This window comes from Carbonatibacter coralli (assembly GCF_039592655.1).
Lineage (GTDB): Bacteria > Pseudomonadota > Alphaproteobacteria > Kiloniellales > Kiloniellaceae > Carbonatibacter > Carbonatibacter coralli.
The window spans coordinates 30,354-55,563 of sequence record NZ_JBBUTJ010000002.1; the positions used below are offsets into that span (position 1 = coordinate 30,354).

Annotated in this window: 29 protein-coding genes and 2 tRNA genes; 15 read left to right on the plus strand and 16 right to left on the minus strand. The window is 54.2% G+C overall.

Annotated elements, in window-relative coordinates:
* Positions 1–12: 12 nt before the first annotated feature.
* Complete coding sequence (locus AAAH10_RS05545; protein WP_343561407.1) at positions 13–168, plus strand: hypothetical protein; 156 nt, start codon at positions 13–15, stop codon at positions 166–168.
* Positions 169–175: 7 nt separating this feature from the next.
* Here AAAH10_RS05545 and AAAH10_RS05550 read toward each other — a convergent pair whose 3' ends face one another.
* Positions 176–1,075, minus strand: a complete 900-nt coding sequence (locus AAAH10_RS05550; protein ID WP_343561409.1) for a LysR substrate-binding domain-containing protein — start codon at positions 1,073–1,075, stop codon at positions 176–178.
* Positions 1,076–1,192: 117 nt separating this feature from the next.
* Between AAAH10_RS05550 and AAAH10_RS05555 the strand changes: the two genes are divergently transcribed.
* Complete coding sequence (locus AAAH10_RS05555; RefSeq protein WP_343561411.1) at positions 1,193–2,311, plus strand: TauD/TfdA family dioxygenase; 1,119 nt, start codon at positions 1,193–1,195, stop codon at positions 2,309–2,311.
* A gap of 233 nt (positions 2,312–2,544) precedes the next feature.
* Here AAAH10_RS05555 and AAAH10_RS05560 read toward each other — a convergent pair whose 3' ends face one another.
* Positions 2,545–2,781, minus strand: a complete 237-nt coding sequence (locus AAAH10_RS05560; RefSeq protein WP_343561413.1) for a hypothetical protein — start codon at positions 2,779–2,781, stop codon at positions 2,545–2,547.
* 383 nt (positions 2,782–3,164) lie between these two features.
* On the minus strand, positions 3,165–3,632 hold the full coding sequence (locus AAAH10_RS05565; protein ID WP_343561415.1) for an ASCH domain-containing protein: 468 nt from the start codon (positions 3,630–3,632) through the stop codon (positions 3,165–3,167).
* A 194-nt stretch (positions 3,633–3,826) separates the two neighbouring features.
* Here AAAH10_RS05565 and AAAH10_RS05570 point away from each other — a divergent pair, with 194 nt between their 5' ends.
* On the plus strand, positions 3,827–5,260 hold the full coding sequence (locus tag AAAH10_RS05570; RefSeq protein WP_343561417.1) for a DUF3179 domain-containing protein: 1,434 nt from the start codon (positions 3,827–3,829) through the stop codon (positions 5,258–5,260).
* 14 nt (positions 5,261–5,274) lie between these two features.
* Here AAAH10_RS05570 and AAAH10_RS05575 read toward each other — a convergent pair whose 3' ends face one another.
* The 5 genes from AAAH10_RS05575 to AAAH10_RS05595 all read right to left on the minus strand — a co-directional run bounded on the left by AAAH10_RS05575 (position 5,275) and on the right by AAAH10_RS05595 (position 8,816).
* Positions 5,275–5,895, minus strand: a complete 621-nt coding sequence (locus AAAH10_RS05575) for a putative immunity protein (RefSeq protein WP_343561419.1) — start codon at positions 5,893–5,895, stop codon at positions 5,275–5,277.
* A gap of 336 nt (positions 5,896–6,231) precedes the next feature.
* Positions 6,232–7,281, minus strand: coding sequence for an NAD(P)-dependent alcohol dehydrogenase (locus AAAH10_RS05580; RefSeq protein WP_343561421.1), 1,050 nt, complete (start codon positions 7,279–7,281; stop codon positions 6,232–6,234).
* Between the two features lie 256 nt (positions 7,282–7,537).
* Positions 7,538–7,613 (minus strand) — tRNA-Thr (locus tag AAAH10_RS05585).
* A 140-nt stretch (positions 7,614–7,753) separates the two neighbouring features.
* On the minus strand, positions 7,754–8,386 hold the full coding sequence (locus tag AAAH10_RS05590) for a hypothetical protein (RefSeq protein ID WP_343561423.1): 633 nt from the start codon (positions 8,384–8,386) through the stop codon (positions 7,754–7,756).
* A gap of 354 nt (positions 8,387–8,740) precedes the next feature.
* Positions 8,741–8,816, minus strand: a tRNA-Thr gene (locus AAAH10_RS05595).
* A gap of 365 nt (positions 8,817–9,181) precedes the next feature.
* Between AAAH10_RS05595 and tmpT (AAAH10_RS05600) the strand changes: the two genes are divergently transcribed.
* The gene (gene tmpT, locus AAAH10_RS05600) at positions 9,182–9,820 is read left to right on the plus strand and encodes a thiopurine S-methyltransferase (protein WP_343561425.1); all 639 of its coding nucleotides are present in this window, start codon (positions 9,182–9,184) and stop codon (positions 9,818–9,820) included.
* 64 nt (positions 9,821–9,884) lie between these two features.
* Here tmpT (AAAH10_RS05600) and AAAH10_RS05605 read toward each other — a convergent pair whose 3' ends face one another.
* Positions 9,885–10,769, minus strand: coding sequence for a LysR family transcriptional regulator (locus AAAH10_RS05605; protein WP_343561427.1), 885 nt, complete (start codon positions 10,767–10,769; stop codon positions 9,885–9,887).
* A 114-nt stretch (positions 10,770–10,883) separates the two neighbouring features.
* On the opposite strand from AAAH10_RS05605, the gene AAAH10_RS05610 reads away from it, so the two are divergent.
* Positions 10,884–11,384: a DUF2938 domain-containing protein gene (locus tag AAAH10_RS05610; protein ID WP_343561429.1), complete on the plus strand. Its 501-nt coding sequence runs from the start codon at positions 10,884–10,886 to the stop codon at positions 11,382–11,384.
* A gap of 41 nt (positions 11,385–11,425) precedes the next feature.
* Positions 11,426–12,064, plus strand: a complete 639-nt coding sequence (gene tmpT, locus AAAH10_RS05615; RefSeq protein ID WP_343561431.1) for a thiopurine S-methyltransferase — start codon at positions 11,426–11,428, stop codon at positions 12,062–12,064.
* A gap of 73 nt (positions 12,065–12,137) precedes the next feature.
* On the opposite strand, the gene AAAH10_RS05620 is transcribed toward tmpT (AAAH10_RS05615), so the two are convergent.
* On the minus strand, positions 12,138–12,851 hold the full coding sequence (locus AAAH10_RS05620) for a hypothetical protein (protein ID WP_343561432.1): 714 nt from the start codon (positions 12,849–12,851) through the stop codon (positions 12,138–12,140).
* A gap of 201 nt (positions 12,852–13,052) precedes the next feature.
* Positions 13,053–13,739, minus strand: a complete 687-nt coding sequence (locus AAAH10_RS05625) for a DUF4126 domain-containing protein (RefSeq protein ID WP_343561434.1) — start codon at positions 13,737–13,739, stop codon at positions 13,053–13,055.
* A 310-nt stretch (positions 13,740–14,049) separates the two neighbouring features.
* Here AAAH10_RS05625 and AAAH10_RS05630 point away from each other — a divergent pair, with 310 nt between their 5' ends.
* Positions 14,050–14,880 carry an amino acid ABC transporter permease gene (locus AAAH10_RS05630; protein ID WP_343561436.1) on the plus strand — a complete coding sequence of 277 codons (831 nt, stop codon included), beginning with the start codon at positions 14,050–14,052 and terminating at the stop codon, positions 14,878–14,880.
* A gap of 7 nt (positions 14,881–14,887) precedes the next feature.
* Here AAAH10_RS05630 and AAAH10_RS05635 read toward each other — a convergent pair whose 3' ends face one another.
* On the minus strand, positions 14,888–15,793 hold the full coding sequence (locus AAAH10_RS05635) for a LysR family transcriptional regulator (RefSeq protein WP_343561438.1): 906 nt from the start codon (positions 15,791–15,793) through the stop codon (positions 14,888–14,890).
* A 137-nt stretch (positions 15,794–15,930) separates the two neighbouring features.
* On the opposite strand from AAAH10_RS05635, the gene AAAH10_RS05640 reads away from it, so the two are divergent.
* From AAAH10_RS05640 to AAAH10_RS05665, 6 genes are all read left to right on the plus strand, one after another.
* Positions 15,931–16,842, plus strand: coding sequence for an alpha/beta hydrolase (locus AAAH10_RS05640; protein WP_343561440.1), 912 nt, complete (start codon positions 15,931–15,933; stop codon positions 16,840–16,842).
* 106 nt (positions 16,843–16,948) lie between these two features.
* Entirely contained in the window at positions 16,949–17,560 is a 612-nt protein-coding gene (locus AAAH10_RS05645) for a nuclear transport factor 2 family protein (protein WP_343561443.1), read from the plus strand.
* 64 nt (positions 17,561–17,624) lie between these two features.
* A complete protein-coding gene (locus tag AAAH10_RS05650) occupies positions 17,625–18,290 on the plus strand; it encodes an SDR family NAD(P)-dependent oxidoreductase (protein WP_343561445.1) in 666 nt (221 codons plus the stop codon).
* A 196-nt stretch (positions 18,291–18,486) separates the two neighbouring features.
* Positions 18,487–19,035, plus strand: a complete 549-nt coding sequence (locus tag AAAH10_RS05655) for a TetR/AcrR family transcriptional regulator (RefSeq protein ID WP_343561447.1) — start codon at positions 18,487–18,489, stop codon at positions 19,033–19,035.
* Between the two features lie 142 nt (positions 19,036–19,177).
* Entirely contained in the window at positions 19,178–20,269 is a 1,092-nt protein-coding gene (locus AAAH10_RS05660; protein WP_343561449.1) for an alcohol dehydrogenase family protein, read from the plus strand.
* Positions 20,270–20,332: 63 nt separating this feature from the next.
* On the plus strand, positions 20,333–20,713 hold the full coding sequence (locus tag AAAH10_RS05665; RefSeq protein ID WP_343561451.1) for a DUF1761 family protein: 381 nt from the start codon (positions 20,333–20,335) through the stop codon (positions 20,711–20,713).
* Between the two features lie 5 nt (positions 20,714–20,718).
* On the opposite strand, the gene AAAH10_RS05670 is transcribed toward AAAH10_RS05665, so the two are convergent.
* Together AAAH10_RS05670 and AAAH10_RS05675 are read right to left on the minus strand one after the other, a co-directional pair.
* Complete coding sequence (locus AAAH10_RS05670) at positions 20,719–21,078, minus strand: PilZ domain-containing protein (protein ID WP_343561453.1); 360 nt, start codon at positions 21,076–21,078, stop codon at positions 20,719–20,721.
* A gap of 254 nt (positions 21,079–21,332) precedes the next feature.
* A complete protein-coding gene (locus AAAH10_RS05675) occupies positions 21,333–21,908 on the minus strand; it encodes a response regulator (RefSeq protein WP_343561455.1) in 576 nt (191 codons plus the stop codon).
* Positions 21,909–22,394: 486 nt separating this feature from the next.
* Here AAAH10_RS05675 and AAAH10_RS05680 point away from each other — a divergent pair, with 486 nt between their 5' ends.
* Positions 22,395–22,988, plus strand: coding sequence for a pentapeptide repeat-containing protein (locus AAAH10_RS05680; RefSeq protein WP_343561457.1), 594 nt, complete (start codon positions 22,395–22,397; stop codon positions 22,986–22,988).
* A gap of 367 nt (positions 22,989–23,355) precedes the next feature.
* Positions 23,356–23,775 (plus strand): DUF983 domain-containing protein, encoded by a 420-nt coding sequence (locus tag AAAH10_RS05685; protein ID WP_343561459.1) that lies wholly within the window; start codon positions 23,356–23,358, stop codon positions 23,773–23,775.
* A gap of 44 nt (positions 23,776–23,819) precedes the next feature.
* Here AAAH10_RS05685 and AAAH10_RS05690 read toward each other — a convergent pair whose 3' ends face one another.
* Both AAAH10_RS05690 and AAAH10_RS05695 read right to left on the minus strand, forming a co-directional pair.
* A complete protein-coding gene (locus AAAH10_RS05690; protein ID WP_343561461.1) occupies positions 23,820–24,443 on the minus strand; it encodes a LysE family translocator in 624 nt (207 codons plus the stop codon).
* 130 nt (positions 24,444–24,573) lie between these two features.
* On the minus strand, positions 24,574–25,062 hold the full coding sequence (locus AAAH10_RS05695; protein WP_343561463.1) for a deoxycytidylate deaminase: 489 nt from the start codon (positions 25,060–25,062) through the stop codon (positions 24,574–24,576).
* Between the last annotated feature and the right edge of the window lie 148 nt (positions 25,063–25,210).

Below are 25,210 nucleotides of genomic sequence, written 5' to 3' on the forward strand. Positions count from 1 at the left end.
AGGAGAAGGATCATGACACAAGATGACTTCAACGAAGACGCATACACAGTAGAAGAAGCCGAAAAAAATCTGACCAGAACACTCATGCTGCTGGCCTTTCCCCTTATGGCCATTGTCGGCATTGGCAGCTACTGCATTCTGGCCTATCTCTACAAGCTGATGCTTTGACCATTCCTCAGAACTGGCCCGCTTTCTGGGAAAAGAGCCAGTCCAGAGCGGCCTTGACCTCCGGTGCATCCGCCGAAGCCGGATTGACCGTCACGTAATAGTCACTGCCCGCATGAATGACGGGCAGGTCCAGTTTGACCAGCATACCGTTGCTCACAGCCCCTCCGGTGATGGACTCCCACCCCAGCATGATGCCTGCACCGGACACCACGGTCTGACGGGCCTGGACATAGTTTGTAAACACAATGGCCTTGTTGTCGATCAGGTTTTCCAGCGAACTGTAACGCAGATAGTCCGACCAGTTGACCCAGTTGGGGTCATCATAATCGACGTGGATCAGCGGGACGTGCTCCAGCCCCTTTTTGCCGTAACCGATTTCCTCTGCCAGTGCGGGGGCACACACAGGCTGTACCTCTTCACGAAACAGGAAATAGCTCAGACCGTCATCCCAGTTTCCCCGCCCGAAACGCAGGGCAATGTCCATGGATGAGCCCAGCAGGGGCAGCGTTTCCTGGGTGGTCACAACATTGACCGTGATATCGGGATAAAGCCGGTAGAAATCCGGCAACCGGGGCATCAGCCAGTAGGTTGCAACCCCGATCGTGCAGGACAGCGTCACGGTCTGGCGGGATCGCTGCTTGAGGCGATTGATCTCGTTCATTGCCTCTGACAGGCGCCTGAGATTGTCGGAAACCGCTCGCTGGAGGATCTCGCCTGCCCGGGTCAGGCGTGCAGGACGGGTGGAACGATCATAGAGAGCTGTTCCCACGTGCTCTTCCAGCTGACGCAGGGATTGACTGACGGCAGGCTGGGAAACATTGAGCTGCTTAGCTGCCTCCTTGACACTTCCGGCAAGGTGTACCGTTTCAAAAACAGAAAGCAGACGAAGAGGAGGCAATTTGCGCACAAGATAACCATTTGATTATTTTATCTTCAGTCTTTATCACCTTTTCTTTCCGTCAAAACAAGTTTTATTCTGCAATCAAAGGGGCAAATATTTCCCTCGCGATTTCGGAGAACTCTTATGCTGGATACAGTAAAAACAAATGTTGAACTTGGCGCGAACGGTCTGAATCTGACGTTCCCGGGCGGCACCACATCTTATTTTAATTACTTCTGGCTGCGGGACAACTGCCCTTCATCCTTTGATGCGCAAACCCGTGAGCGGACCTTTGACATTCTGGCAGAACCGGAAGCTCCAACACCGGAAAAGGCCACAATCGAAGGGCAGGAACTGGTCATCATCTGGAACAACGGCAGCCACGTCACCCGTTTTGATCTGGATTATCTCGCCCCTTATGGTCGCGGCGAGAAACGCCATGATCCGGCAGACCTGAAACGTGTGCTGTGGCTCGGTGACCACTATGACAAGATGGCCCGCTTCAGCCAGCCGGAACTGGTTGCCAGCAAGGAAACCCGTGCAAAATGGGCAAAGGCCATGCTCGAAGAAGGTGTGGCCATCATCACTGACATGCCCGACACAGACGCGGCCCTGTTGGATACAGCCGGCCTTGCCGGAACGCCGCGCCCGACTTTCTTTGGCCCCAGCTTTGAAGTGAAGCTGCACATCAACCCGATCAACCTCGCCTATACCGCCAAGGCCCTGGAACTGCACACCGACGTTCCGGCCGAAGAGCTGGCACCGGGGGTTCAATACCTGCACTGCCGCAGAAACTCTGTTGACGGGGGCTACAGCATTTTCATGGACGGCGCTGCTGCTGCAGAGGATTTTCGCATCAGCAATCCCGAGGATTTCAAAATCCTTTCCGAAGTCGACATCCCCTTCTTCAAGGAGCACGATGATCACGACATGCGCGCCATCCAGCGCGTGATCGAACTGGATGAACACGGTGCTGTTTCCGGCCTCAGCTACAGCCAGCACCTGCTGGATGTCATCGATCTGGACCAGAAGTTCCTCGACAGCTACTACCCGGCGTTCTTCCGCTTTGGCAAGGCCCTGCAAAACCCGAAATACGTCATGCGGTTCCGCCTGAATGCCGGTGAATGCATTGTCTTTGACAACCACCGCATCCTGCATGGCCGCGAAGCCTTCACAGCAGAAAGCGGCGAACGTCACCTGCGCGGCACCTACACTGATCGCGGTGAAATGCGCAGTCTCTATCGCGTCTCCACACGGGGATAACAGCAATCGGGAACAGTTTTCCGACGAACCGGAAAGGGCCGCTCACAGCGGCCCTTTCCTTTTGTCTGACAGCTTGCAGGCAACAGCCTGAAACCTGCCGGGATACTCTCTCAATCCCGGAAAACAGGCCTTGATAAAACCTGTCGGGCAAGCTTTTGCACTGCTGTATCAAACGGAGAACAGAAAAAGTGGCCTGAAAAAACAACAGGACTGTTTCCATCAGAGAGTGCGATCTACAGCCCGCTTGTCAGGGAAACAAGGCGCCACACACCCAACCCGATCGCAACCAGCAAAAGGGCGATCACAGCTTTCTGGTAGCGCGCATAAACGGCTGTATCCATATCAATGTTCGTTTTATTCGCGGACAAGGCTCTCTTTTTCCTCAGGTAAAAGTAATCCACCAGTGGAACAATCAAACACACACCACACAAAACAAAGAAGGCAACACACAGGGCAGTTGAAACATCCATACCTCAAGCCCTCCAACCAAACAGCTGGCGGCTTAATGGGTTAACAAAAAATTAAAATCAAGTCCTTTTCGCGTAAAAATTTTAACGATTTATCATATAATTCAAGCAAAAATTGCCCTTAATTTTATCAAAAGACGCGCAATGGATTGAAAACCTTAAAAAGACAGGGTTAATTTCCCAGAGTCTTGCTCTCCAAGGGTTTCAGAAAAAAATTCCCCTGCAGGAAACCGGATCGAAAGCGAATCTGAAAGGAATCGGAATCCATTTTCAACCTCCGGAGAGACCGGACATGCAATCGTTAACAGCAGACCTGTCTTTCCAGGAAAAAATCGTCTCTTTCGCCTTTCGGGAAATTCAGCCTCTACACGAGGCCCCCGTCTCTCTCACCGTCTGTAAACCACTTCAACGAAATCGATGGCCAGCAGAGCCTGATTGAGGTCTCCGATCTCCAGCTCTTTCAGCAGAGGTTCAAAAAATCGGCGATGCCCTTCGCGCCAGAACTCCAGCGACAGATCGCCTTCTCCCTCGGCCCGGGCAATGTCCTCTCCAACATCACAGAAGCGTTTGATCAGAACCTGCGTGACCCTTGCAACACAGACAGGTTTCTTGCCGGCATCCAGCATGATCCAGTAATCGCCGACGCGCGGCAAAGGCTCCCCTGCCTTTTCATAATCGGCAACCAGTGCGCTCCCGGCTGTCTTTATGCCCGACAGATAGAGTGCGATCAGTTCATCTGCAATCGCTTCGTTTCCGGGCATTGACGCAAAAACATGCACATCCTGTGCAACATTCCTGTTGCTGTGCAGACAGGCTTCCCAGAAAGCCTGCTCTTCCCTGTTCAAAGCCGTCATTTTTATCATTCCTTTTCGGACAAGGGCTTTCGTCATAACCCTGCGCCTGAAACCACAGCAATGCAATGTCAAATCTGACTGGTTCCAACATTGCCCGATCAACTCCAAACACATTGATGTGAGAGGTCTTCCGCTCCCCTCCTTTTCCCTTACACTTCCTGACAGTTGCGTTTCCCCGGACAAGGAGGTCATCCGTGAACGAGTTCCTCACCCGCTTCCCGCACATTCTTGCGCTGGTTTTCCTGCTGACAGCTTCGGCCTCTCTGGCACTGCTGCCAGCATCAGCCAGGGCTCAGTTTGCTCCCCTGCCCGAAGATCAGGCCATTGAAGACCGCTCCATTGAGGTGCTTTCCCTGACAGCCCTGATCGGCTCCCCCCAACAGCGCAGGGAAGCCCTGAACAGGATCGTGGAACGCGGCGGCCTTGATCTGGTGCCCACACTGGTTCTCTTCATGCGCATCGGGGGCGCCCATGTCGATGTGGCCGACGCCCTCTATCGCCTCACCGGAGAGCAGATGAACACCTGGCGTGACGCCATGCTGTGGCAGGAAGCCCATCCGGAAGTCATTCCCCACGAAAGCTATCGCGCCATCAAGCTGCGCTTTTTCTCCAGCATTGATGACCGCTTTCTGCAGTTCTTTGATCCCGAAGTGACAGCCCGCGAACAGATGCGCATTCGTCTGGAGGAAATCACCTGGGGCGGCGTTCGGGTGGACGGCATTCCCTCCCTCGACAACCCCGGACTGATCGATGCTGATGACGAGACCTACATGCTCGACAGTGATCTGGTCTTTGGTGTGGAGATCAACGGTGATGTCCGCGCCTATCCCCTGCGCATCATGGGCTGGCACGAGATGTTTAATGAAGTCATTGGCGGAGTACCGGTCGCGCTGGCCTACTGCACACTCTGCGGGGCGGGGATCCTGTTTGAAACACAGCCGGATGATCGTGCAGAACCCTTTGTCTTTGGTTCTTCCGGTTTTCTCTACCGCTCCAACAAGCTGATGTTTGACCGGGAAACCAACACATTGTGGAACCAGTTTACAGGCGAACCCGTGGTTGGCCCGCTGGCCCATTCCGGTCTTCAGTTGAAAATCCGGCCCGTGACCATTACCTCGTGGAAAAAGTGGAAGGAAAGGCATCCCCAAACCAAAATCCTTTCCCTCAATACAGGGCATTTCCGCAACTATGATTCAGGCTTTGTCTACCGCGAATATTTCGCCAGTCCCGAGTTGATGTTCCCCACAATTGTCAGGGACGAGACACAGGTCAAACGCAAGGAGTTCATTTTCGGCATTCGCGAATTCGGCGCGGCCAAAGCCTGGCCTGTCGAGGTTTTCAGGAATGACAGTCGCGTCATCAATGACCGGATCGGCAACACAAACATCGTTCTGATCGGCGACGCCGAAACCCGGACTGTCCGTGCCTATCAACGTGGCGAGGAGCAGTTTGATACAGAAAAGGACAACAGTCTGCAGAGCCCCGGCGGTCTGTGGCAGATCACCGAAGACAATCTCATCGGCCCCAACGGAGAAACGCTCCCCCGCGTTCCCGGCCACATCGCCTACTGGTTCGCATGGGACGGCTATCTGGGTGTCGGGAGTGAGCTCTATGAGGGTTCAGGATAGGAACAGACAGGCTCTCAGCTCTGCTGGACCAGCCAGTTGAGGAAAATGCGGGTTTGCTTTTCCTTTTCAGCCGAGGCCGCATGCAGGCGGGCTTCGTCAATCTGTTCCTTATTTGGATCGGCAAGCCACTCTCCGTCACGAAGCGCGGCCCAGGTTGCAAAGCGTGCCACGGTCCAGGTCGCCGTCAGGGCAACAAAGCTCGCGGTAAAGCGCCCGGCCTCCGCAGAGGCATTGGCCGCGGCCCAAGCTGCAAAGCTCGCCGCCTCTCTTGAAGCCAGCAATGCAGCAGTCTTGGCCCCCAGATTGGCTTCGCGCAAATCCTGTTGCCGGGCCAGCCCTCTGGCAAAAAGCCGCGCCGTCTCGATCGCCTTCTTTGGCCGTTCCTCTCCGTCAGGCACAAAGTTCAGCACCTCATGGGCGAAGTCACAGGCCAGCAGGCGGACGTTTTCGTTGTAGTGTTTGGGCAGAACCGCCAGACACCAGAGAGCATCATCAATACCATTGCTCTGCAGAATGACTTCAAAGGACAGGGGTTCATCATCCGGACCGGTCTTGCCCAGATGTTTCAGAAGCCTCTTCAGCCTCCTGTCACAGAAACCAGTTTTCCTGACATCCCGGAGGGTTGTGTAAAGCATATCCCGGCTTTCCATCACACACGCCATGCAACAAATGGATACGGTGCTTCATTGTTTCATCAAATTTCTGCCTGCGCTGCACCCCGGCTTTTTAACATGGAAACCGGTCTCTCAAAACAGGATTGTTCACATTATGTTCTTGTCACTATATGCGAATATCAAGATGGAATTTTGTTTTCAAAGCCTTGGAGAAAAAAGGAAAATTCGTTTTTTTAAACCAGATCCCGAACAAGCCCCCGAAAAGGGCAAATCAGGATTCTGCCATCAACAAAAAAGCCGCTCCGAAGAGCGGCTTTCGGTCTGACGGACACGAAAAAGCCGTACAGGTTGAGAACCTCAATCCTCCTTGAGGGACTGCATATCAATCACAAACCTGTATTTGACATCGGCACGCATCATCCGCTCGTAAGCTGTGTTGATGTCCTGCATGGCAATCAGTTCAACATCCGAAACAACATTGTGCTCTGCGCAGAAATCCAGCATTTCCTGTGTTTCCCTGATTCCGCCAATCAGCGAACCGGTAATGATCCTGCGACCAAAGGACAGAACACCGGTGTTGATTTCAGCTGGCGTAATTCCGACAACAACCATGGCCTTGCCAAACTTGAGGAGCCTGACATAGGGATCCATCCTGTGGGCCACGGGGATCGTATCAAGCAAAAGATCAAAACTGTTTGCATGACGGGCCATAGCGTCCTCGTCTGTGGAAACCAGCACATCACTTGCCCCCAGACGTCTGGCGTCCTCGCCCTTCTCTGCAGAACTTGTGATCATGATAACGTCCGCCCCCATGGCCACAGCAAGTTTTACCCCCATATGGCCGAGGCCTCCCAAACCGATCACGCCAACCCTGTCGCCGGGTTTCACCTTCCACTGGCGCAAGGGGGAATAGGTGGTGATACCCGCACAGAGAAGCGGCGCAACGGCTTTGACATCAAGGCTCTCAGGAACCTTCACCACAAAATCCCTGTCGACAACAATCCGGGTGGAATAGCCTCCCTGGGTAATTCTGTCTGCCTCATGGGGATCAGGACTGCCATAGGTCATCAGCATGCCCTTTTCACAATGCTGCTCCAGATCCTCCTTGCACGCAGAACACTCGCGACAGGAATCAACCATGCAGCCAACGCCGACCAGTTCACCAATCGAAAGGGACGTCACATCACAGCCAAGGGCTCTGACACGCCCGACAATCTCGTGCCCCGGCACAAGGGGATAGCTTGAAAAACCCCAGTCGTTTCGAACCACATGGATGTCACTGTGACAGACCCCGCAAAAGAGAATATCAATCTGTACGTCTTTCGGCCCCACCTCGCGGCGGTTGAACTGATAGGGCTTCAGATCATCCCTGTCATTGTAGGCTGCATAGGATTTCGTCGGTTGCATGCTCTGTGCTCCATTGCCTTGCCCGATGTCATCCCCCTCCGACACCGTCACTTCGATCCTGTCCCTTGTAATACAGACACAGCGTAATACAGACACAGCCTGTTCGAAATGACATAGCACAAAGCCGACAGCAGCACTGGAAACAGTTCAGGCTGGGAAAATTCCCAACCGCCAAAGCCCGGCAGCGGTTACAGCGGGCTTTTCCACAGCTTCCGAAAACAAAAAAGCCGCTCCGAAGAGCGGCTCTTTGTTGAAATGGTGCCCCCACCAGGACTTGAACCCGGAACCCCCTGATTACAAATCAGGTGCTCTACCAGTTGAGCTATAGAGGCAGACCTTTTCAGCAGATCAGCAAGGTCACCCCTGCTGTCTGGGGCGGAAACTAGAACATTCGCCAAAAGAGGGCAAGAGCAAAAAAGCACTTTCCCCAAAGAAAAACCGCAAGCCCCATCCGGCTCGCGGTTTCGCACCTTCACCCCATTTCGTTCAGCCAGCCCTTGAAAATCTCCTTTTGTTTGCGACGGGCTGCTGCGGCTGCAACCGGTCCGGCAGATTTCAGCATCTCCCCCGCATCCACACCCAGCCACGCAGCATCGCGTTCAGCCACCCAGGCCGCAGCCTTTGCAGCAGTCCATGACGCGGACAGGGCCGAAAAACTGGCAATCGCACGCCCCGTGGAAGCCATAACTCCTGCAGCAGCCCAGGCGGCAGACATGGATGCAAAGCGTGCGGCGATACAAAGCGATGTCTGGGACGCAAACTCCGCCCCGATATTGGCAACCTCCAAAGCCTCCGCACTGATCCTGCCCTGCGCATAGAGACGCGCTGTCATCACCGCTTCCTTTGGACGCAACTCGCCCTCGGGAACATAAGGCAGGGCCTGCTCTGCAAACTCGCAGGCCAGAAGCCGGACAGGGTCGTTGTAAATGCCGGGAAGGGCCATCAGACACCAAAGCGCATCATCAATACCATTGCTCTCCAGAATATGACTGTAGGCCAACGGTTCTCCGTCTCCCACCTCTTTCCCCAGGCTCTTCAGCAATCTCCTCCATCGCTCTTCACAGAGCCCGCACCCCTCAAGATCGTTCAGTGTCGTAAAAAGCATGCCCATAACTCTCTCAGGCGATCGTCCACAAAGGCTCCTGACTGGAACCTCTTCACCCCTAAGGACTTATTCTAGCAGAATTTTTTCCCTGAAAAACCGGGATGTTCGCCTTATGTTCACATCCCTATATGACAATTTTCAGATAGGGATGGCTTTTCAACTGTTAACGAAGAAGCAGGGCCGATAAAAAAATGAAACGACTGGAAAAAACCTGTGAAAGAATCCTGTTTTTTCAGCAAATTCTCTCCGGGAAACAAAACAACGCTCCATCTTGAAGCCTCCTGACACAAAGCCTCCTGACCTCTTGCACAGGGCAACAAAAAAGCCGCTCCGAAGAGCGGCTCTTTGTTGAAATGGTGCCCCCACCAGGACTTGAACCCGGAACCCCCTGATTACAAATCAGGTGCTCTACCAGTTGAGCTATAGAGGCAAACCTTTTCAGCGGATCAGCAAGGTCGCCCTCGCTGTCTGGAGCGGAAATTAGTGCATTCCCCAAAGGAGGGCAAGAGCAAAAAACGCTTTTTCAGCATTTTTTTTACAAAGCCGTCAAAGCTCCGGAAAAAGCAATGGTTTCAATGGCTTTTCGTGCCCACAATCAAGCTTTCCTGCAGCCGCAAACCCTCAAAAACCCAGAATCGAAAAGCGGAGCGCCGGCTTTCGGAGCAGAAAGGTCCTGAACATGAGAAACAATGACAGAACAAACTCCTGACAGTCGCCTTCCGTGCGTTAACTTAAATTTATCCTCATATCTGCAACACTTGCTCTATAGTAAAAACAGAAAAAGAGAACAGGACCATGGACGCAGAGTTTTGGCACCAGAAATGGCGCGACGGCAAGCTGCCGTTCAGCATGGATGACATTACAGCCCAGTTGAAACAGAACTTTCATCGTCTGGGCCTCAAGCCCGGCGCACGAGTTTTTGTCCCGCTTTGTGGCAGCACTCTCGACATCGGCTGGCTGCTGTCCGAAGGGTACTATGTCGTCGGAGCAGAACTTTCCGACCGGGCCATCACCAGGCTGTTGCAGGATATAGAAATCGTACCGGATCACAGGGATGCAGGGGCCATGCGCCACTACTACACCGAAGGTCTGGAGATCTATGGCGGGGACATCTTCGCCCTGACACCCGCGCAACTGGGCAAGGTCGACGCCATCTATGATCGTGCAGCACTGGCCGCACTGCCGGAGGAAATCCGTGAAGCCTACAGCGAGCACCTGCAGGAACTGACGGGAACAGCCCCGCAACTGATGATCTGCTATGATTACGAGCAGGAGCTGATGGATGGTCCGCCCTTCGCGATCAATGACGAGGAAGTGCTCACCCACTACACCAGCACCTACACGGTCGAAAAAATCGCCAGCACCCCGGTTGACGGCGGGCTGAACAGCAAGACCAGTGCGCAGGAAAATGTCTGGCTGCTAAGCCCTCTTTAAAACCGCACACGAGACAGAATGCTCTCTTTACACGCTCCCGATCCGGTACTGAATCCCACAGGGTTCAGCCGGACAGTTCCCTTTTGACAAAGCGAAGCATGTAATCCTTCAAGGCCTTTGCCTTTTTGCTCAGCAGGCGTCCACCGGGCCAGACGGCAAAGAGCTCCCTGGACGCTCCGTTCCACTCGGGCAGGACTCTCTGAAGACGCCCGCTGTCCAGTTCATGCCGGACTTCGGTGCAGGGCAGAAGGGCAATCCCCTGCCCGTCCAGCGCCGCGTATTTCATAAAGGCCGTGTCATTAAGAATACAGCAGTACCGCGGATAGAGTTCCTGCACCGCGCCTGTCTGCCTGCCATAAAGTGTCCACCTGTTGCGAAGCGTGGTCCCGATGATCCTGTGCTGACGAAGGTCCTGTGGACTGTCCAGCCCTGCGGCCTCTTCCAGATAGGCCGGTGATGCCACCATCACGGTCTCGATTTCCCCCAGTTTCAGCTGATAGAGCGCATTGTCACTCTGTGGACCGACCCGCAGGGCCAGATCTGCCTTCTGCCCGATCAGGCTTTCCTTCTGATTGCTCAAAACCAGCTCCAGCTGGATTTCGGGGTAGTCTCTCATAAAGCCCATCCACATGGGCTCCAGAAAACCGTGGGAAAAATTGGTCGGTGCCAGAACCTTCAAACGACCAGCAAGACTCTCCCGATCCCGGCTGAGGCGCTCCTCTGCCGCCTCGAACTGCTCCACAAGATCGGCATAGTTCTCGTAATAGACCGCTCCCTCCTGTGTCAGGACACACTGACGGGCAGAGCGATGCAGGAGTTTTACACCCAGTTGCTCTTCCAGTCTCTGCAAACGACGCGTGACAGTCGCAGCAGGCAGGGACAGTCTGGTCGCGGCACCCGACAGACCGTTCTGCTGCACAATATGAACAAAGAGGGCAATATCATCCAACATTATTCCATTATTGGAATTTATCTTTGAAAAATTCAATCTTTTTTCCGGTTTCGAAAGAGAGCAAGGTTCGAAACAACAGATCATCATTCTCCGAACAATCAAGGCTCCGCCATGCTTCTCGATGACAAGACCCTTTTCCTTTTTGCCCTGACCGGTCTGGGCGCAACAGTCCTGATGGATCTCTGGGGGCTCTTCCTGAAACAGACCTTCAGGATTCAATCGCTTGATTATGCCCTTGTCGGACGGTGGCTTATCCACATGACGGACGGACACTTCACCCATCCGCATATTGCCCGGGCCTCTCCCAGACAGGGGGAACGGCTCACAGGCTGGCTGTTCCATTTTGCAAGCGGTATCGCCTTCGGCTTTTTGCTCCTCCTGTTCCGGGGAAGCGGCTGGATGGAACAGCCTGATCTGCTGTCGGCCCTGCTGGTTGGCCTGGCAACAGTTGTCTTTCCCTTTTTCATCATGCAGCCCGCCTTCGGCTTCGGTATCGCAGCTTGCGCAACACCCTCACCGATGAAGGCCCGTATCAAAAGCCTCACAACCCATTCAATTTTCGGTTTGGGTCTTTATATCACCGCCCTCGGGATCAATATGATTCTCCAGTGATATCCGTTATCCTCTTCAAAAAGAGCAAGGAACAGAAAACCATGGACGCAGAGTTCTGGCACCAGCGCTGGGAAGACAACAACATTGCCTTCCACATGGAGACCATCAACAGGCACCTTCAGAAGCAGATCGCTTCGATCACTCCGGCAAAATCCCATATCTTCGTCCCGCTCTGCGGCAAGACACGGGATATCGGCTGGCTCCTGTCACAGGGCTATCGGGTTACGGGCGCCGAGCTGTCCGGGCTGGCCATCGAACAGCTGTTCAGGGACCTGGCCCTGACACCGGAGATCACAGAGCAAGCAGAGCTTGTCCGCTATTCATCCGGAGACCTGACCGTCTTTTGCGGGGATATCTTTGCCCTGACAAAAGAACAGCTGGGCAGGGTTGATGCCGTCTATGATCGCGCAGCTCTTGTGGCTCTTCCTGCTGAACTACGCAGGAACTACAGCGAACACCTCATGGCCCTGACAGACACAGCCCCCCAGCTGATGATCTGTTACCACTATGACCAGACAGAAATGCCCGGTCCGCCCTTTGCCGTTCCCAACGAAGAGGTTCTCGCCCATTATGAGAAGCACTATCTGCTGGATCAGCTCTCCTCGACAGAGGTTGAAGGCGGCCTGAAAGGCAAGTGTGCTGCCAGGGAAAATGTCTGGCGGCTTCACCCGCTTCGCTGACCTCTCCACCCCAAAAGGGCCGCCTCAATCCCGGAGCGGCCCTTTCTTTCAGAAGAAACACAGACAGATTCAACTAGCCAACCTTCAGAGGTCCCTGCTGCCGGGGGGTGTTCAGCACACGCTCAACGGCTGTTTCCAGTTCCTTGAGTTTCTGTTGCTGTGCTTCGTTCAGGTCCCTGTCACCGGCTTTCTTGAAGATATCATCAATCCGGGTAAAAAGCCTGTCGAGCTTCTTTTCCTGCTCGGCTGTCAGCGGTTCCTGCTCCAGAGGGGCAAAGAGCTTGTCAACTCTGGCAAAAAGCTCATCCAGTTTCTTTTCCTGTTCAGCTGTCAGCGGTTTGTCACCGGCCTGCTCGAAGATCTTGTCGATCTGCTTGTAAAGTTGATCCAGGGCCTTTGCATCTTCCGGAGACAATCCGGCGTTCAGGTCGAAACTGTCGGCATCAAGACCAAGGACAGAGGCGAACTGCTGCTCGATCTTTTCCAGTTCCCCGAGTTGCTCCCGGGTCAGCGGTTTATCTCCGGCCGCATCAAAGATCTTGCTGATCTGTCTTTCCAGTTCTTCCAGCTTTTTCTCCTGCTCCGGTGTCAGGTTCAGTTCAAAGCCTCCCCCGTTCTGCAGGAAGTTGAGAGCCTCTTCGGAAAGCTCGATTTCAACGGCCGGACCAAAGCCCTGATTGCCTTGTCCCGCTACGCCCTGCAAGGAAGGAGCGTTCGTTTTGGCTGTCTGGCTGGAAAGCGAATTCAGTTGATAAAGTTGCGTGGAATTCAGATTTTGGATGGTCATGTGTCAATCCCCCGTTTGGATGGACCACGGCCAAAGCAAAACCCGAGCCAGTTTTAATTTTTCTTCATATGTTCAGGAAATCCGCGCTTTTCAAAAAAAGACGGACAAAACAAAAAGATAAACCGGAAGACATGACCCGGCTGCAGGGGGAAAGAATGACCCGGTCACAATCGGACTTGCCCACTCTGCAGAGCAAAAGTCCTAATCCTTGCCCTTTTCAAGGGCCGGTTTTTCAGATGCCAGCATCAGGTCCTCCTCAAAGGAGGCATCTGTTGCATCGGCCTGATTCCGCCGAACCGTTTTGCGCCCGCCTGTCAGGAAAGAGAAAATTGATCCGACAGCTCGAAAGATCCTTGGCAGCATCCAGATGGCAAAAACCAGAAAGAGCGCAAAGGCCATCGCAAAAGCCAGGGGACTGACAATGGCCAGAAGTACACCACCGATCACCAGTCCATCCTCAAAAATGGACAGGCCGAAGTTTGTAAAAGGTTCCGGCGACGTGTTGACAACAGCACGCGTTCCCGTCTTCAGGGTATGCGTTACGGCAGCAAGGCCGCCCCCCAGCAGAAAGGCAATCACCTGTGCCTCAACCCCCGCTCCGGAAAGAGCTGCAGCTGCCAGAAAGGCTCCGGCCGGAATGCGGATAAAGCTGTGCAGGGCGTCCCAGATACTGTCGACAACAGGGATCTTGTCCGCCACAAACTCCACGATATAGAGCAAAACGGCAAAGAAAAGAATGACAGGACTTCCCAGACCATCCAGTCCGGGCGGCAGATCATAGTAGCCTGTAACGTTCAGAACCCCCAGCAGGGCCAGCGCCGCATAGACATTGATACCGCTGGCCCAGGCAAGACCAAGGGCCAGAATGATCAGTTCGACGGAAGGCATGGGGCAGGTCCTTTTCTGCTGTCTCTGTTTCTGTCCATTATAGCGTCAAAGCACAAAAGCCACAAAGCCGCGAACAGCTCTGTCCTGTCAGATGGGGGCCGAACACGGAAAAATGAAGTGTCTTTTGTAATAATGCCTTGTAAGACTTGCGAAAGACAGCACGCAGACTTTGACATCGTTCTCAAAACTGCTAGCCTTTCTTTCGGGTTTTTCAGGGCATTGCTGTGTCAGGAAAAGAAAACCGTTCGCCAGCAAGCCACGTACCTGTTGTCTTGCCTCTCAAAAGACTGAAAGAGACGAAGGCCCCTGAATGACTTCCCCCGCCGCTTTGCCATTGATCAGCAAAACAACAGCCTCTCCCCTTTCCAGCCTGACCTTCCGCCATGGCCTGCGCCTGTCTCTGCTCGCCCTTGCAGCGCTCCTTCTGGGAGGATGCAGCCAGGACTACAACTGGGGCTGGTACGTGGTTGATCCGACCACGAAAACAGGCCTGAACAACCTGAAATTCCTGATCAGCGGCATCAGCAACACGGTTCAGGTCTCCCTGATCGCCATCGCCATCTCCATGGCTGTCGGTCTGATGGTGGCCCTGCCCGGAATTACGGAAAACAGGGTTCTGCGTTCCGTCAACCGCGTTTATGTCGAGGTTTTCCGATCCATTCCGGTTCTGGTGATGATCCTGTGGACCTATTACGGCCTTCCAATCCTGCTGGGTTTTGAGCTGGGGGTTTTCTGGGCTGCTGTTCTCGCCCTGGCTCTCTGTGATTCCGCCTTTCAGGCCGAGATTTTCCGCGCCGGCATCCAGTCGATTTCCAAGGGACAGCACGAAGCGGCCGAAAGTCTGGGCCTGACCTATTTGCAAAAAATGTACAAGGTCGTTCTGCCCCAGGCCCTGCGCGTCATCCTGCCTCCGCTTGGCAACCAGTTTGTCTACATGCTGAAGATGTCCTCCCTGGCCTCAATCATCGGCCTGACAGAACTGACACGCCGCGCCAACGAACTGAATGTTGTCGAGTACCGTGCACTTGAAATCTATTCCATCCTCGTACTGGAATACATGCTGCTGATCCTTGCGGCCTCATGGCTCGTGCGACGTATGGAAAAACGCATGGCTCAGGCTGATGCACGCAAGACCCACTGATCCCTGTTCAGACTAAACGATTGGCACCCCTGTCGCGCAGGTGGTCGATAAAGAGCCTCAAGGGCATCATGGACCGGTACTCCCTCGGGAAATAGATATAGAGGCCGGGCAGCAGCGAAAGGTGCTCGTCCAGCACGGAAACCAGCTGCCCTCTGTCCAGTTCTTCCAGACAGTCATCCTGAAAGGTATAGAGCAGCCCCAGTCCCTGTTTTGTCAAATCAATCGCGGTCATGAGTGTATTGACAATCAGATTGCCGCCGACTTCCACGGAATAGTCCCCTTCCGCTCCCTTGAAATTCCAGGGCGCGATCTGCCGCGAGGTCTGGAAGCGATAGCGGATGCAGTTGTGATCCAGAAGGTCTTCAGGCTTTTCAGGCCTGCCCCGTTTTTCCAGATATTCGGGACTGGCCGTCACCAGAAGCCGTTGAGGGCCGGTCAGACGCACAGCAACCATATTCTGCGCAATCTTGTCCCCCAGGCGAAAACCGGCATGCAGGCCCTGCTCCAGCAGATCAATCATGCCTTCCGAAACCGTCAGTTCAATTTCAATCTCTGGATAGCGCTGACTGAAGGACTTGATCGCTGGCCCGATCAACTGGTTGTAGGCTGAGTCCGACATGGTGAGCTTCAGGGTTCCCCGTGCAGCATGTCCTGTGGTTCTGGCACTTTCCAGAGCATCGGACAGCTGATCAAAGGCAGGCTGGGCACCGCGCTTCAAGGCCCGCCCGGCTTCCGTCAGGCTTACAGAGCGCGTCGTTCGAATGAACAGGGCCGTTCCCAGACGCTCCTCAAGCGCCTTGAGCTGATGGCTCACCGTTGACGGTTTGACCCCCAGTGAATGCGCAGCAGCACGCAGGCTGCCATGCCTGACAATCGCATCAAAGACTTCCAGTGTCGCCAACGGTAAACGCATCCCGCTTCCAATCCCTTTTGATGATTTATTATTAGATACCATTCATCAAAGAAGTGGAAAAGCAGGCAATTAACAGATGGAAGCAATCAACCCATATTCCTGTTATCGCATTCAACCCGGCATCAGGAGCTCCCGACATGAGCGAAAAACACATCTCCCTTCAGAACACTCCCGAACGCAAAGGCACGGTATCCCGCCCGGTCAGTTTTTTCAGCAACGGCGCAACACTGCAGGGGATGCTCTTCACACCGGAAGAGTCTGAAGCTCCCCTGCCTGCAGTGATCGTGACAGGTGCATGGACAACCGTGAAGGAACAGATGCCCGGCACCTATGCCCGCGAACTGGCCGCCCGGGGCTTTGCGGCCCTCGCCTTTGATTTCTCGGGCTGGGGTGAAAGCGAAGGCTCCCCCCGCTACGTCGAGGACCCTGCTGTGAAAACGCGGGATATCATTGCCGCAACAAATTTCCTGACCTCCCTGGAAGAAATTGACCACAAACGCATCCATGGTCTGGGCATTTGCGCTTCATCCGGCTACATGGCAGACGTCGCATCACTGAGCAGTGATCTGCAAAGGGTCGCGCTGGTTGCCCCATGGCTCCATGACCAGCAGATTGCAGCAGCCATCTACGGCGGAGAAGACAGTGTGGCCGGTCTGATTGCCGCATCCGAAGCAGACACTGCTGCAGGGACAACCCTGCTGGCAGCAAGTGCCTCAGACGAAAACAGCGTGATGTATCAGGCCCCCTACTACACCGAGCAAGATCGCGGCCTGATCCCTGAATATGACAACAAATTCTCCGCGCTCAGCTGGAAACCCTGGCTGACCTACAACGGTCTGGCATCCGCAGAAAGACTGAACAAACCCCTTCTTTTTGTCGGCTCTGCCTCTATCGCACTGCCAGCAGGGGTTGAAGCCTACGAGAACCGGACCTCTGCTCCGATCGAAAAAGTCTGGCTCGGCGATGATGTCACACAGTTCGATTTCTATGATCGCAAGGATGTCGTCGCAGCATCCGCAGACGCCGTTGCGGAATTTTTCACCGCATAAGCCCCGCGAACAAGAGCCCGCCTCAACACTTTTCACGATATCTCCCCTCTATGGAGAGGTTTGCGACAGGCTCTCTCAACCCATCACATGCCAATCGGGACAAATCATGACAGAGAAAAAACCGATGAACAGACGTGCGTTCTGCAAGGCCGGTGCCCTGGCCGCGACCGGGCTCGGCCTGAGCGGTGCGACCTCCTTTGCCCTGGCCTCCCAAACAGCTGACAGCAGCCACACCCTTTCCGGAGAATCAGACATGACAGCCTCTTACGAAATCATCAATGCCGTTCAGGGTTTCTTTGAATCCTCTGACAACAACCAGCGCGCAACAACAGAGTCCCTGATGAGCACGCCCTTTCATCTGGACTATTCCAGCTTTGGTGCGGGTCCGGCAGCCGATCTGAACCCTGCAGACATCCTGAATGGCTGGTCGCAGTTTCTCCCAGGCTTTGATCACACACACCACCAGCTTTCCCCGATGGTTCTGGAGATCACCGGCGATACGGCCAAAGCCCGCGTCTATGTCACGGCAACACACTTCATTGCAGAGGCAGAAGGCGGCGAACTCTGGACCGTTTATGGCAGTTACGACATCGGACTGAAGAAAACAGAAACGGGCTGGATTCTGAGCGGACTGGTTTTCCATTACAAATTCCAGAGCGGAAACGGAACACTGCCCGCCCTTGCACAGGCCCGTGCTGCAGAAAAGTCCAAAAAGTGAACCCGAACAGAGAAACCCGGATGGGCCACCCCTCTCATTCCATGCCAGATCAGGGAGAGTAACAATGAAACGGCGTGCACTGGTTACAGGCGGTAACCGCGGAATTGGTTTTGCCATTGCAGAAGGGTTGGCCACCATGGGACACGACGTCCTGCTGGGCGTGCGGGATCTCGCAGCAGGTGAAATCGCTGCCGGAAAGATTGGCGCGCAGGTCGATATCGTGGAACTGGATGTTGCAAATCCTGCATCCCTTGAAAAGGCTCTGCCCCGGATCGGGAATGTCGACATTCTGGTCAACAATGCCGGTGTTCTGGGCGAAGGTGATATCCTCCATGACGTCAACGGGTTCAAGCGCTCCATGTCGGTTATGGTCGAAGGTCCCTTCATGCTGATGCATCACATCGTTCCCTCGATGGTCTCATCGGGGTATGGTCGCGTTGTCAATGTCTCCTCCGGCTGGGGCGCCTTCTCTGACGGGGTGTCCGGCCCCGGTGCCTATGGTGTTGCAAAGGCAGCACTGAACGCCCTGACTGTCGCCACTGCGCGCAATCTCCCCCATTCCGTAAAGGTCAACGCCATGTGCCCCGGCTGGGTGCGCACACGCATGGGCGGCATGTGGGCTCCGCGCTCGGCACAGGAAGGTGCCGACACAGCACTCTGGCTGGCAACACTGGACTACACCGGCCCCACCGGAGGCTTCTTCCGGGACCGGACAGCGATCAACTGGTGATCCCCGGCTTCCGGAAGATCACACCGATTCCAATGCGCGCCGAAAGCCACCTTGCACCCGCAAACGCAGGCTTTTCCTGCAAAAAAGAACTTTGCAAAATCCGGTATAACGATCACTGTACTTTTTGACTTGCATCCCGATCCTGCTTGCGTTTACGATCCGGTATAACGATCACTATACAGCCGGATCATGCACCATGAGCAAGCAGGATGACATTCTGGTCGCTGCAGAGCGCCTCTTTTACGAACAGGGCTTTCATGCAACGGGTATCGACGCCATTGTCGAGGCTGCGGGAACGACGCCACGCACGCTCTACAAACATTTCAACAACAAGGACGCCCTGGTTCTCGCAGTTCTGAAAGCACGGGATGAACGTTATTGCGACCTCTGCGAAACCTTTCCGGCCGGGGATCGCAACAGCATGATCAGCGGCTTTTTCCGGGCTTCACTCCACTGGGCGCAACACTACTCCCCCCGCGGCTGTATCTACATTCAGGCCCAGCACGAATACGGCCGGATCAACGGTCCGATCATGGACTATGTCCGGGCACACAAGTCCCGGATCATGGCGATTATCACCCGCCGCCTCTCCGCCCATGTTCACAGGGATCGCCTGCCCGAACTGACAGAAGCCCTGTCCCTGCTGATCGAGGGAGCCACCGCCTCAGCTCCCCTTCATGGGGCAGAGGAAAGCTTCAGAACAGCGGAGCGTTTGGCTCTGTCCTTTGCAGCAGAAAACGCCTGAGTTCAAACAACCGGTTTCTGAAGCCGGAACCGGAGCTTTCCTCCTGCAAAAAGCCCGGCCACCGACAGCCCCGAAACCACAAGGCATGTTTTCCCGCAAAATCCGGAACCCTATCCCTCTTTCCATCACAAGGATTGTCCCCATGAGTGATTTCAAGATCCCCGCAACCATGACAGCCGTTTTGCTCACCGGACACGGTGGCCTCGAAAAGCTGGAGTACCGCACCGACGTTACCGTACCCACTCCCGCAGCAGGCGAAGTGCTGATCCGCGTCACTGCAGCAGGGATCAACAACACAGACATCAACACCCGGATCGGCTGGTACTCCAAGGCTGTCACAGGAGACACCAACTCCGGTGGCGCCCGGGGTTTCGAGTCAGCCGAGAATGATGATGCCAGCTGGTCCGGGACTCCCCTTCAGTTCCCGCGTATTCAGGGAGCCGACGTCAGTGGAACAGTTGTTGCTGTCGGTGAAGGCGTTGACAGTGCCCGCATCGGTGAGCGTGTTCTGGTGCGCACCATGATGCCCATCGATGACAATTTCAACTGCATCACCTTCGGCTCGGAACGCGACGGCGGTTTTGCCCAGTACACAACAGCTCCGTCAGAACACACCCTGCCGGTCAACTGTGACTGGAGTGACGTCGAGCTGGCCTCCATCCCCTGCGCCTATTCCACTGCGGAGGGCATGCTTCACCGTGCCGGAGTTGGTGCGGAAAGGGTTCTGATCACCGGCGCTTCCGGCGGCGTCGGTTCCGCCGCAATCCAGCTGGCCAAGCGTCGCGGAGCCCATGTGATAGCCCAGACAGCCCCCGCCAAGGCCGATCTTCTGACGGAGCTGGGCGCTGACCAGACTGTCGACCGCAACGCTGATCTGGTCGAGATTCTTGGCAAGGAGTCTGTTGATGTCGTTGTCGATCTGGTCGCCGGCCCCAAATGGCCGGAGCTTCTGGACGTTCTGGTTCGCGGGGGACGTTATGTGGCCTCCGGTGCCATCGCCGGACCACTGGTCGAGCTTGATGTCCGCACGCTCTATCTGAAGGACCTGACCCTCTTTGGCTCAACCTATCAGCCACGGGAAGTTTTCGAGAACCTGATCCGCTATATCGAGAAAAGCGAAATCAAACCTTTCGTCTCCGGAAGCTGGCCCCTTTCAGACATTCACAAGGCACAGGAAGCTTTCCTGTCCAAAGCCCATGCCGGAAAACTGGTTCTGATCCCGCCATCAGAGTAGAATGAACCTCTTGCGGGGCTTCGGAGTACACCCTGAAGCCCCTTTTAAAGGGAGGAAGCAGAAATGATCGCGGAAACAGACTGGCTTGCTGTCGTTCTTGGTGCTCTGGCAGCCTTCATGACAGGAGGTCTCTGGTTCAGCCCGGCCCTTTTCCTCAATCCCTGGAAAGAAGAGCTTGGATACGATCCCCTTGAAAAGGGTGGCGATCCCAAAAGAGCCATGGGCGTCATGGTGCTTTATCTGCTCTTGCTGTCCTGCCTGCTGTCCCTGCTGGCCCAACAGACAGAGGCTTTGATCCTTGTGGCTGCCGTTTTGTTGCTGGGAATTTTCTACACCAATCTCTTTCAGGCCAAATCAGCAAGGTTCTCGCTCATCACAGTTGGCTACAAGGCCACAGCCCTCGCAGTCATCCTGATCACCCATTGGCTTGTCGGATTTTTCTGATTGCTTCAGATCAGTTGCAGCTGGTGCATCAGGCGACAGACACCAGAGCCCAGTTCGACCCCCAGCTGGCCGTCACTGCCCCAGCGGACAATTCCCCGCATCTCCGGACAGGTCTCGTGCTTGAGGGCAATCTCCATCCCTTCGGAAAGCGAGAGCTTTCTGGCCTGCAAGGCCAGGCGTGCACCGTTTTCGGAAAGATCAATCAGGCGGCCTTCATGACTGCCGCAATGAGATGACAACAGGACAGACTGCCGGGACGACACAAGATAGCGCGAAAACACACGCCTGTTGATCAGGCGCTGCAGGTTGGGGTGTTCGAACCCGACCGGCATTCTGTTGTGCACGATGTATCTGCTCGGTTTCAAGAGCGCGGACTCCGGTCCATCTTATTGTTCAACATTGCCCCGCTTTCAGTGTCCTGAAGCGCACACCGACTTTCGCGGGACATTCATGTAACCACACAGAAGGTATACAAGGTCTTAACCGATCCCCTTTTCAAGCCCTTCTGATGCAATTCGATAAAATTTTATATGATTCAGATCATGACTTCCCGAAGGAAGAGCATTTTTTCAGACAACATCCCCGTCCGATTCTGACAAAGCAGTCCGGAAACCCGGGTTCACACAGGCCTGAAGTCTTCTCCGCGGCGACGCAAACAAGCCTGCTCAAAGCGTGGACGGATGAACTGACGCTCAAGGGGTTTTGGCAAAAAGTCATCAATGCCCAGATCAAAGGACACCCCCTGACGGTTGTCATTGGACAGCTCGACAGGCAGGCAATCCGTCAGCATTTCCCTGCTCATGACAGGATCACCGCTCATCATCAGGAAAACAACATTCCGATAGAGGCCATTGGTGCTCTGCCTGAAACGCTGCAACAGGATATCTCCGCAATGCGGTGACATATTGTAATCGCACAGCACCACATGCGGGCGCTTCTCAAGAGCAGCCTCCCAGGCGTCATCAACGCAGGAAAAGGCACGGACCTGTTCAATACCGACAGATTTCAGCATCAGGACAAGCATGGAGCGGACAGTCGAGCTGTCATCGACAACATCCACCCTCAAATGGGCCCAGTCCCTTTCACCCCAAAAGGCCTGTTCCGGTTGCGGGGTTCCTGTTTTCCCCTGGACCTCCAGCTTCAGCCTGCGCGCATGTGCCTGAAGCTTTTTGGCTGTTGTTGATGCCTTCGTCATTTGCGAGAATCGTCCTGTTGATTTTTTTCATCCGGTGTTTTTTTCACAGGCATTCTTGGACAATCTCGTTAACAAGACGTCATCAATTCCGAACAATTTGTCACAGTTTGCTGACCTGTTTTTTTCACACTCGTGACGAATCCCCGAAAAACGGACAGGTCAAGCAGCAATAGCCACAATAAATATTTTTTTGTTTTTCCATTTTTTCATGAATGCTTTAACTGATCGGCATTTATATAAAATTTTATTGAAATTATATATATAAAGGCTGGAAGTGCTTTCCTTTTTTTGGAACAATACTTTCGAACAGATGGGAAGCCACTCTCTTTTCCAAAGCCTCGTGCGCCTTCAAGGGCAACAGCCCAGGGCGTGCCCCGTCAGAAAGGAAAAGCTCTCCATCCCACCAAAGCTCCCCGGCTGTCGCCTCCAGAGGTTGTCATCAGGGGATGTCTATAACTGTTGCAGACTATAGGGGACGTCCATCCAATGAGCCTGAAAACCTTTGTCTATCAAATCCAGCCTGAAGCTTTCGGGCGTATGGAATCCGGCGAACTGGAAGCCAACAGCATTGACGATGCAAAGCGCCAGCTGCGTGTAAAGTATCTGCTGTCCAAACTGCCATCCAACACGGAAATTCTGGACAAAAGCTCGGAGGACGAAGCCAGGGCTGCAGCAAAATCCGCCAAGGCCCGCGAACTGCTGCGCGTTCTTGCCTCCCACCACGAATGGCTCAGCGACCCTGAAACAGGCGAACGCGCAAACCTTGCCAACCTGAACCTCAGCGGTATCTCCATGCCGGGTGCGAACCTGCGCAATGCCGACCTGCCTGGCACAGATCTGAGCGACACAGACCTGACAAAGTCTGATCTCAGCTCCGCCAATCTGGTGCGCGCCAGCCTCCAGAATGCCAACCTGAAAAACGCCGATCTGCGCAATGCCGATCTCAGTGATTCCGATCTGCGCGGGGCCGACCTGACAGGCGCCCAGCTTGACGGGGTCGATCTCTGGCGTGCGAACCTGCAAGGCTGCACCATCTCCCCGACGGCCCTGCACAAGGCTCTGGCCTGCAAGAAAGCCTGACAGGATACAATCAGACACAACAGACGAAAGCTCCGGATAAAACAGACCGGGGCTTTTTTCGTATGCCCCGATAAAACCGAAGCTTGTGGTGAGTGGCTTGTGATTAATGGTTTAGGCTTGGGCTTGGGCTTGGGCTTGGGCTTGGGCTTGGGCTTGGGCTTGGGCTTGGGCTTGGGCTTGGGCTTGGGCTTGGGCTAACCATCCGTTGTTGGAGCCGGAAATTCCAATCCCTTTTTCCGAAATCGAAACCTTGCTTCAAAAGGCCGCGCTGCAATCAAAATTTATTTCTTTCAATTTCTTTCATTTAATTCTTAAATACAAGGAAGAAATAAAAATACATTTGGACCAATTGAGCAAGAGTTTCACCATGCATGGACATGAAGACCAACAGGCAATCACTCCGAACTCTCCTGACATTACTCAGGAAAAACGGTCTGTTTTCAATGCGATGCTTAAAGGTGCGATGAAAAAGTGTCCCAGTTGCGGACAGTCACGGGTTTTCTCGGGCTATCTTTCCGTCAATCCGGTTTGCAGCAACTGCCACGAAAATCTGGAAAAGATCAAGGCAGAAGACTTCCCGCCCTATGTCACCATTACCATTGTCGGGCACATTATTGTTCCCATGATCTTTTTCTTTGAACGGAATGATCCGCTGGGCCTCTGGACCCAGATGGCCCTCTGGCCAACCCTGACGCTGCTGCTGACTCTCCTGATCATGCCAAACGTCAAAGGCTCGATCATCGGTCTGATGTGGGCCTTGCGCCTGTGGGAAAAGAGTGAGGACTAGCTTTCCACGACAGCGCAATCGGGGCTTAAACCTCAATGGCTCATTCAGTCTGAGGGTATTTCGCGAACCCCCTTTACGACCATACCAAGGCCAACCCCCAGCAGTCCCAGTCCACTGAACACTTCCGCATTTAGCCATCGGGCTGAAACCCTTTGTGCTGCGTACATGGCCAACAGGGCATACCCGAAAATAGAGAGCGCATCCAGCACCAGAAAGATTATACCGTAAACCAGACTTTGGAGCAGGATGCTATGCTCTGGCGTAACAAATCCGGGAAAAAGAGCGACAAAGAAAACAATGGCTTTGGGATTGGTGACGCATGCGAAAAAACCTGCCCAGAAAGAGGTTTTGTGATTGGCAACGGCAGAATAATCACCGGAACTGCGAGCGGCTCCAAAGGCCTGGATGCCCATGTAAATGATAAACAATCCCCCCACAATCTGCAAAAAAGGCAGAACAGTTTCAGAAATTGAAATCAGTGTCGTCAATCCCCAGGCAGCAACAGTAATATGAACAACCGTTCCCAAGGCATCACCGGCAACAGCGACTGTTGCGGCCTTTGGGCCATAGCGGACGGCCTGCGCAGAGACAAAGGCGACTGAAGGCCCGGGAACAGCAACAAAGAGAAGTGTTGTCGTCACAAAGGCGATCAAAAGAAAAATATCCATCAAAACACTCCTGCAATGCCATACAACACCACTCCCAAAAGACAGGAACAGCACGACAAATCCCTGAAAGAGCGGCTCGTTTTATTCCGCCCCATCCGATCAACTCCCAGTGACACACTCTGTCGACAATTCAGGAAATATCCTCGACAACGTCGACAAAACGCCAGGCCACGCCGGCCTCGTCGAGCATTTCCGTTTGTGTCTTGGCAATTTCCCAGCGCGTTGTGAAATCCCTGTCCTGCTTGCTCAGGCCATCGACAATAATGGCTTTGATACCGGACTGGATAATGGCACGGCAACAATCGGGACAGGGAAAGTGTGTGACATAGACAGATCCCCCTGACAGCGAAATCCCCACACGCGCGGCATGGTAGATTGCATTGCGCTCGGCGTGTTCGGTCCAGTCGTATTTGACCGGACGGCCATGCCGCCCGTCGATGTCATCATTCACCTGAGAGGGAAAACCGTTAAAACCGTAGGGACCCGGCGTTCCATCCGCCAGAATGATTACAGCACCGACCTGTGTCGAGCGATCCTTGGACCAGCTGGCAACCTCTCGGGCGAGGCGGATATACCGGCTGTCCCATTTCTGCGAAGGCTTGCGACCACCTAATGCCATAGGGCTACTCCTGTCATCACACGGATTCTTGTACAGGGGGAGCAATCCGCTTTTTGTCCATCACCTGCAAAACAGTGAATCACAGTCTGGCGCGTCTGACCAGTCTTTTGTGCAATTTTGCCCTTCTGCACAACCTGCCAACTCCTTC

Excerpts from the sequence above, each read along its gene's own strand:
- AAAH10_RS05650 (WP_343561445.1), top strand. The coding sequence starts at position 17,625 with ATGAAACGGCGTGCACTGGTTACAGGCGGTAACCGCGGAATTGGTTTT.
- AAAH10_RS05640 (WP_343561440.1), top strand. The coding sequence starts at position 15,931 with ATGAGCGAAAAACACATCTCCCTTCAGAACACTCCCGAACGCAAAGGC.
- AAAH10_RS05565 (WP_343561415.1), bottom strand. The coding sequence starts at position 3,632 with ATGACGGCTTTGAACAGGGAAGAGCAGGCTTTCTGGGAAGCCTGTCTG.
- tmpT (WP_343561425.1), top strand. The coding sequence starts at position 9,182 with ATGGACGCAGAGTTTTGGCACCAGAAATGGCGCGACGGCAAGCTGCCG.
- AAAH10_RS05695 (WP_343561463.1), bottom strand. The coding sequence starts at position 25,062 with ATGGCATTAGGTGGTCGCAAGCCTTCGCAGAAATGGGACAGCCGGTAT.
- tmpT (WP_343561431.1), top strand. The coding sequence starts at position 11,426 with ATGGACGCAGAGTTCTGGCACCAGCGCTGGGAAGACAACAACATTGCC.
- AAAH10_RS05555 (WP_343561411.1), top strand. The coding sequence starts at position 1,193 with ATGCTGGATACAGTAAAAACAAATGTTGAACTTGGCGCGAACGGTCTG.
- AAAH10_RS05635 (WP_343561438.1), bottom strand. The coding sequence starts at position 15,793 with ATGCGTTTACCGTTGGCGACACTGGAAGTCTTTGATGCGATTGTCAGG.
- AAAH10_RS05675 (WP_343561455.1), bottom strand. The coding sequence starts at position 21,908 with ATGACGAAGGCATCAACAACAGCCAAAAAGCTTCAGGCACATGCGCGC.
- AAAH10_RS05685 (WP_343561459.1), top strand. The coding sequence starts at position 23,356 with ATGCATGGACATGAAGACCAACAGGCAATCACTCCGAACTCTCCTGAC.
- AAAH10_RS05630 (WP_343561436.1), top strand. The coding sequence starts at position 14,050 with ATGACTTCCCCCGCCGCTTTGCCATTGATCAGCAAAACAACAGCCTCT.
- AAAH10_RS05665 (WP_343561451.1), top strand. The coding sequence starts at position 20,333 with ATGATCGCGGAAACAGACTGGCTTGCTGTCGTTCTTGGTGCTCTGGCA.
- AAAH10_RS05560 (WP_343561413.1), bottom strand. The coding sequence starts at position 2,781 with ATGGATGTTTCAACTGCCCTGTGTGTTGCCTTCTTTGTTTTGTGTGGT.
- AAAH10_RS05620 (WP_343561432.1), bottom strand. The coding sequence starts at position 12,851 with ATGACCATCCAAAATCTGAATTCCACGCAACTTTATCAACTGAATTCG.
- AAAH10_RS05645 (WP_343561443.1), top strand. The coding sequence starts at position 16,949 with ATGACAGAGAAAAAACCGATGAACAGACGTGCGTTCTGCAAGGCCGGT.
- AAAH10_RS05545 (WP_343561407.1), top strand. The coding sequence starts at position 13 with ATGACACAAGATGACTTCAACGAAGACGCATACACAGTAGAAGAAGCC.
- AAAH10_RS05655 (WP_343561447.1), top strand. The coding sequence starts at position 18,487 with ATGAGCAAGCAGGATGACATTCTGGTCGCTGCAGAGCGCCTCTTTTAC.
- AAAH10_RS05680 (WP_343561457.1), top strand. The coding sequence starts at position 22,395 with ATGAGCCTGAAAACCTTTGTCTATCAAATCCAGCCTGAAGCTTTCGGG.
- AAAH10_RS05575 (WP_343561419.1), bottom strand. The coding sequence starts at position 5,895 with ATGCTTTACACAACCCTCCGGGATGTCAGGAAAACTGGTTTCTGTGAC.
- AAAH10_RS05660 (WP_343561449.1), top strand. The coding sequence starts at position 19,178 with ATGAGTGATTTCAAGATCCCCGCAACCATGACAGCCGTTTTGCTCACC.
- AAAH10_RS05625 (WP_343561434.1), bottom strand. The coding sequence starts at position 13,739 with ATGCCTTCCGTCGAACTGATCATTCTGGCCCTTGGTCTTGCCTGGGCC.
- AAAH10_RS05610 (WP_343561429.1), top strand. The coding sequence starts at position 10,884 with ATGCTTCTCGATGACAAGACCCTTTTCCTTTTTGCCCTGACCGGTCTG.
- AAAH10_RS05690 (WP_343561461.1), bottom strand. The coding sequence starts at position 24,443 with ATGGATATTTTTCTTTTGATCGCCTTTGTGACGACAACACTTCTCTTT.
- AAAH10_RS05580 (WP_343561421.1), bottom strand. The coding sequence starts at position 7,281 with ATGCAACCGACGAAATCCTATGCAGCCTACAATGACAGGGATGATCTG.
- AAAH10_RS05590 (WP_343561423.1), bottom strand. The coding sequence starts at position 8,386 with ATGCTTTTTACGACACTGAACGATCTTGAGGGGTGCGGGCTCTGTGAA.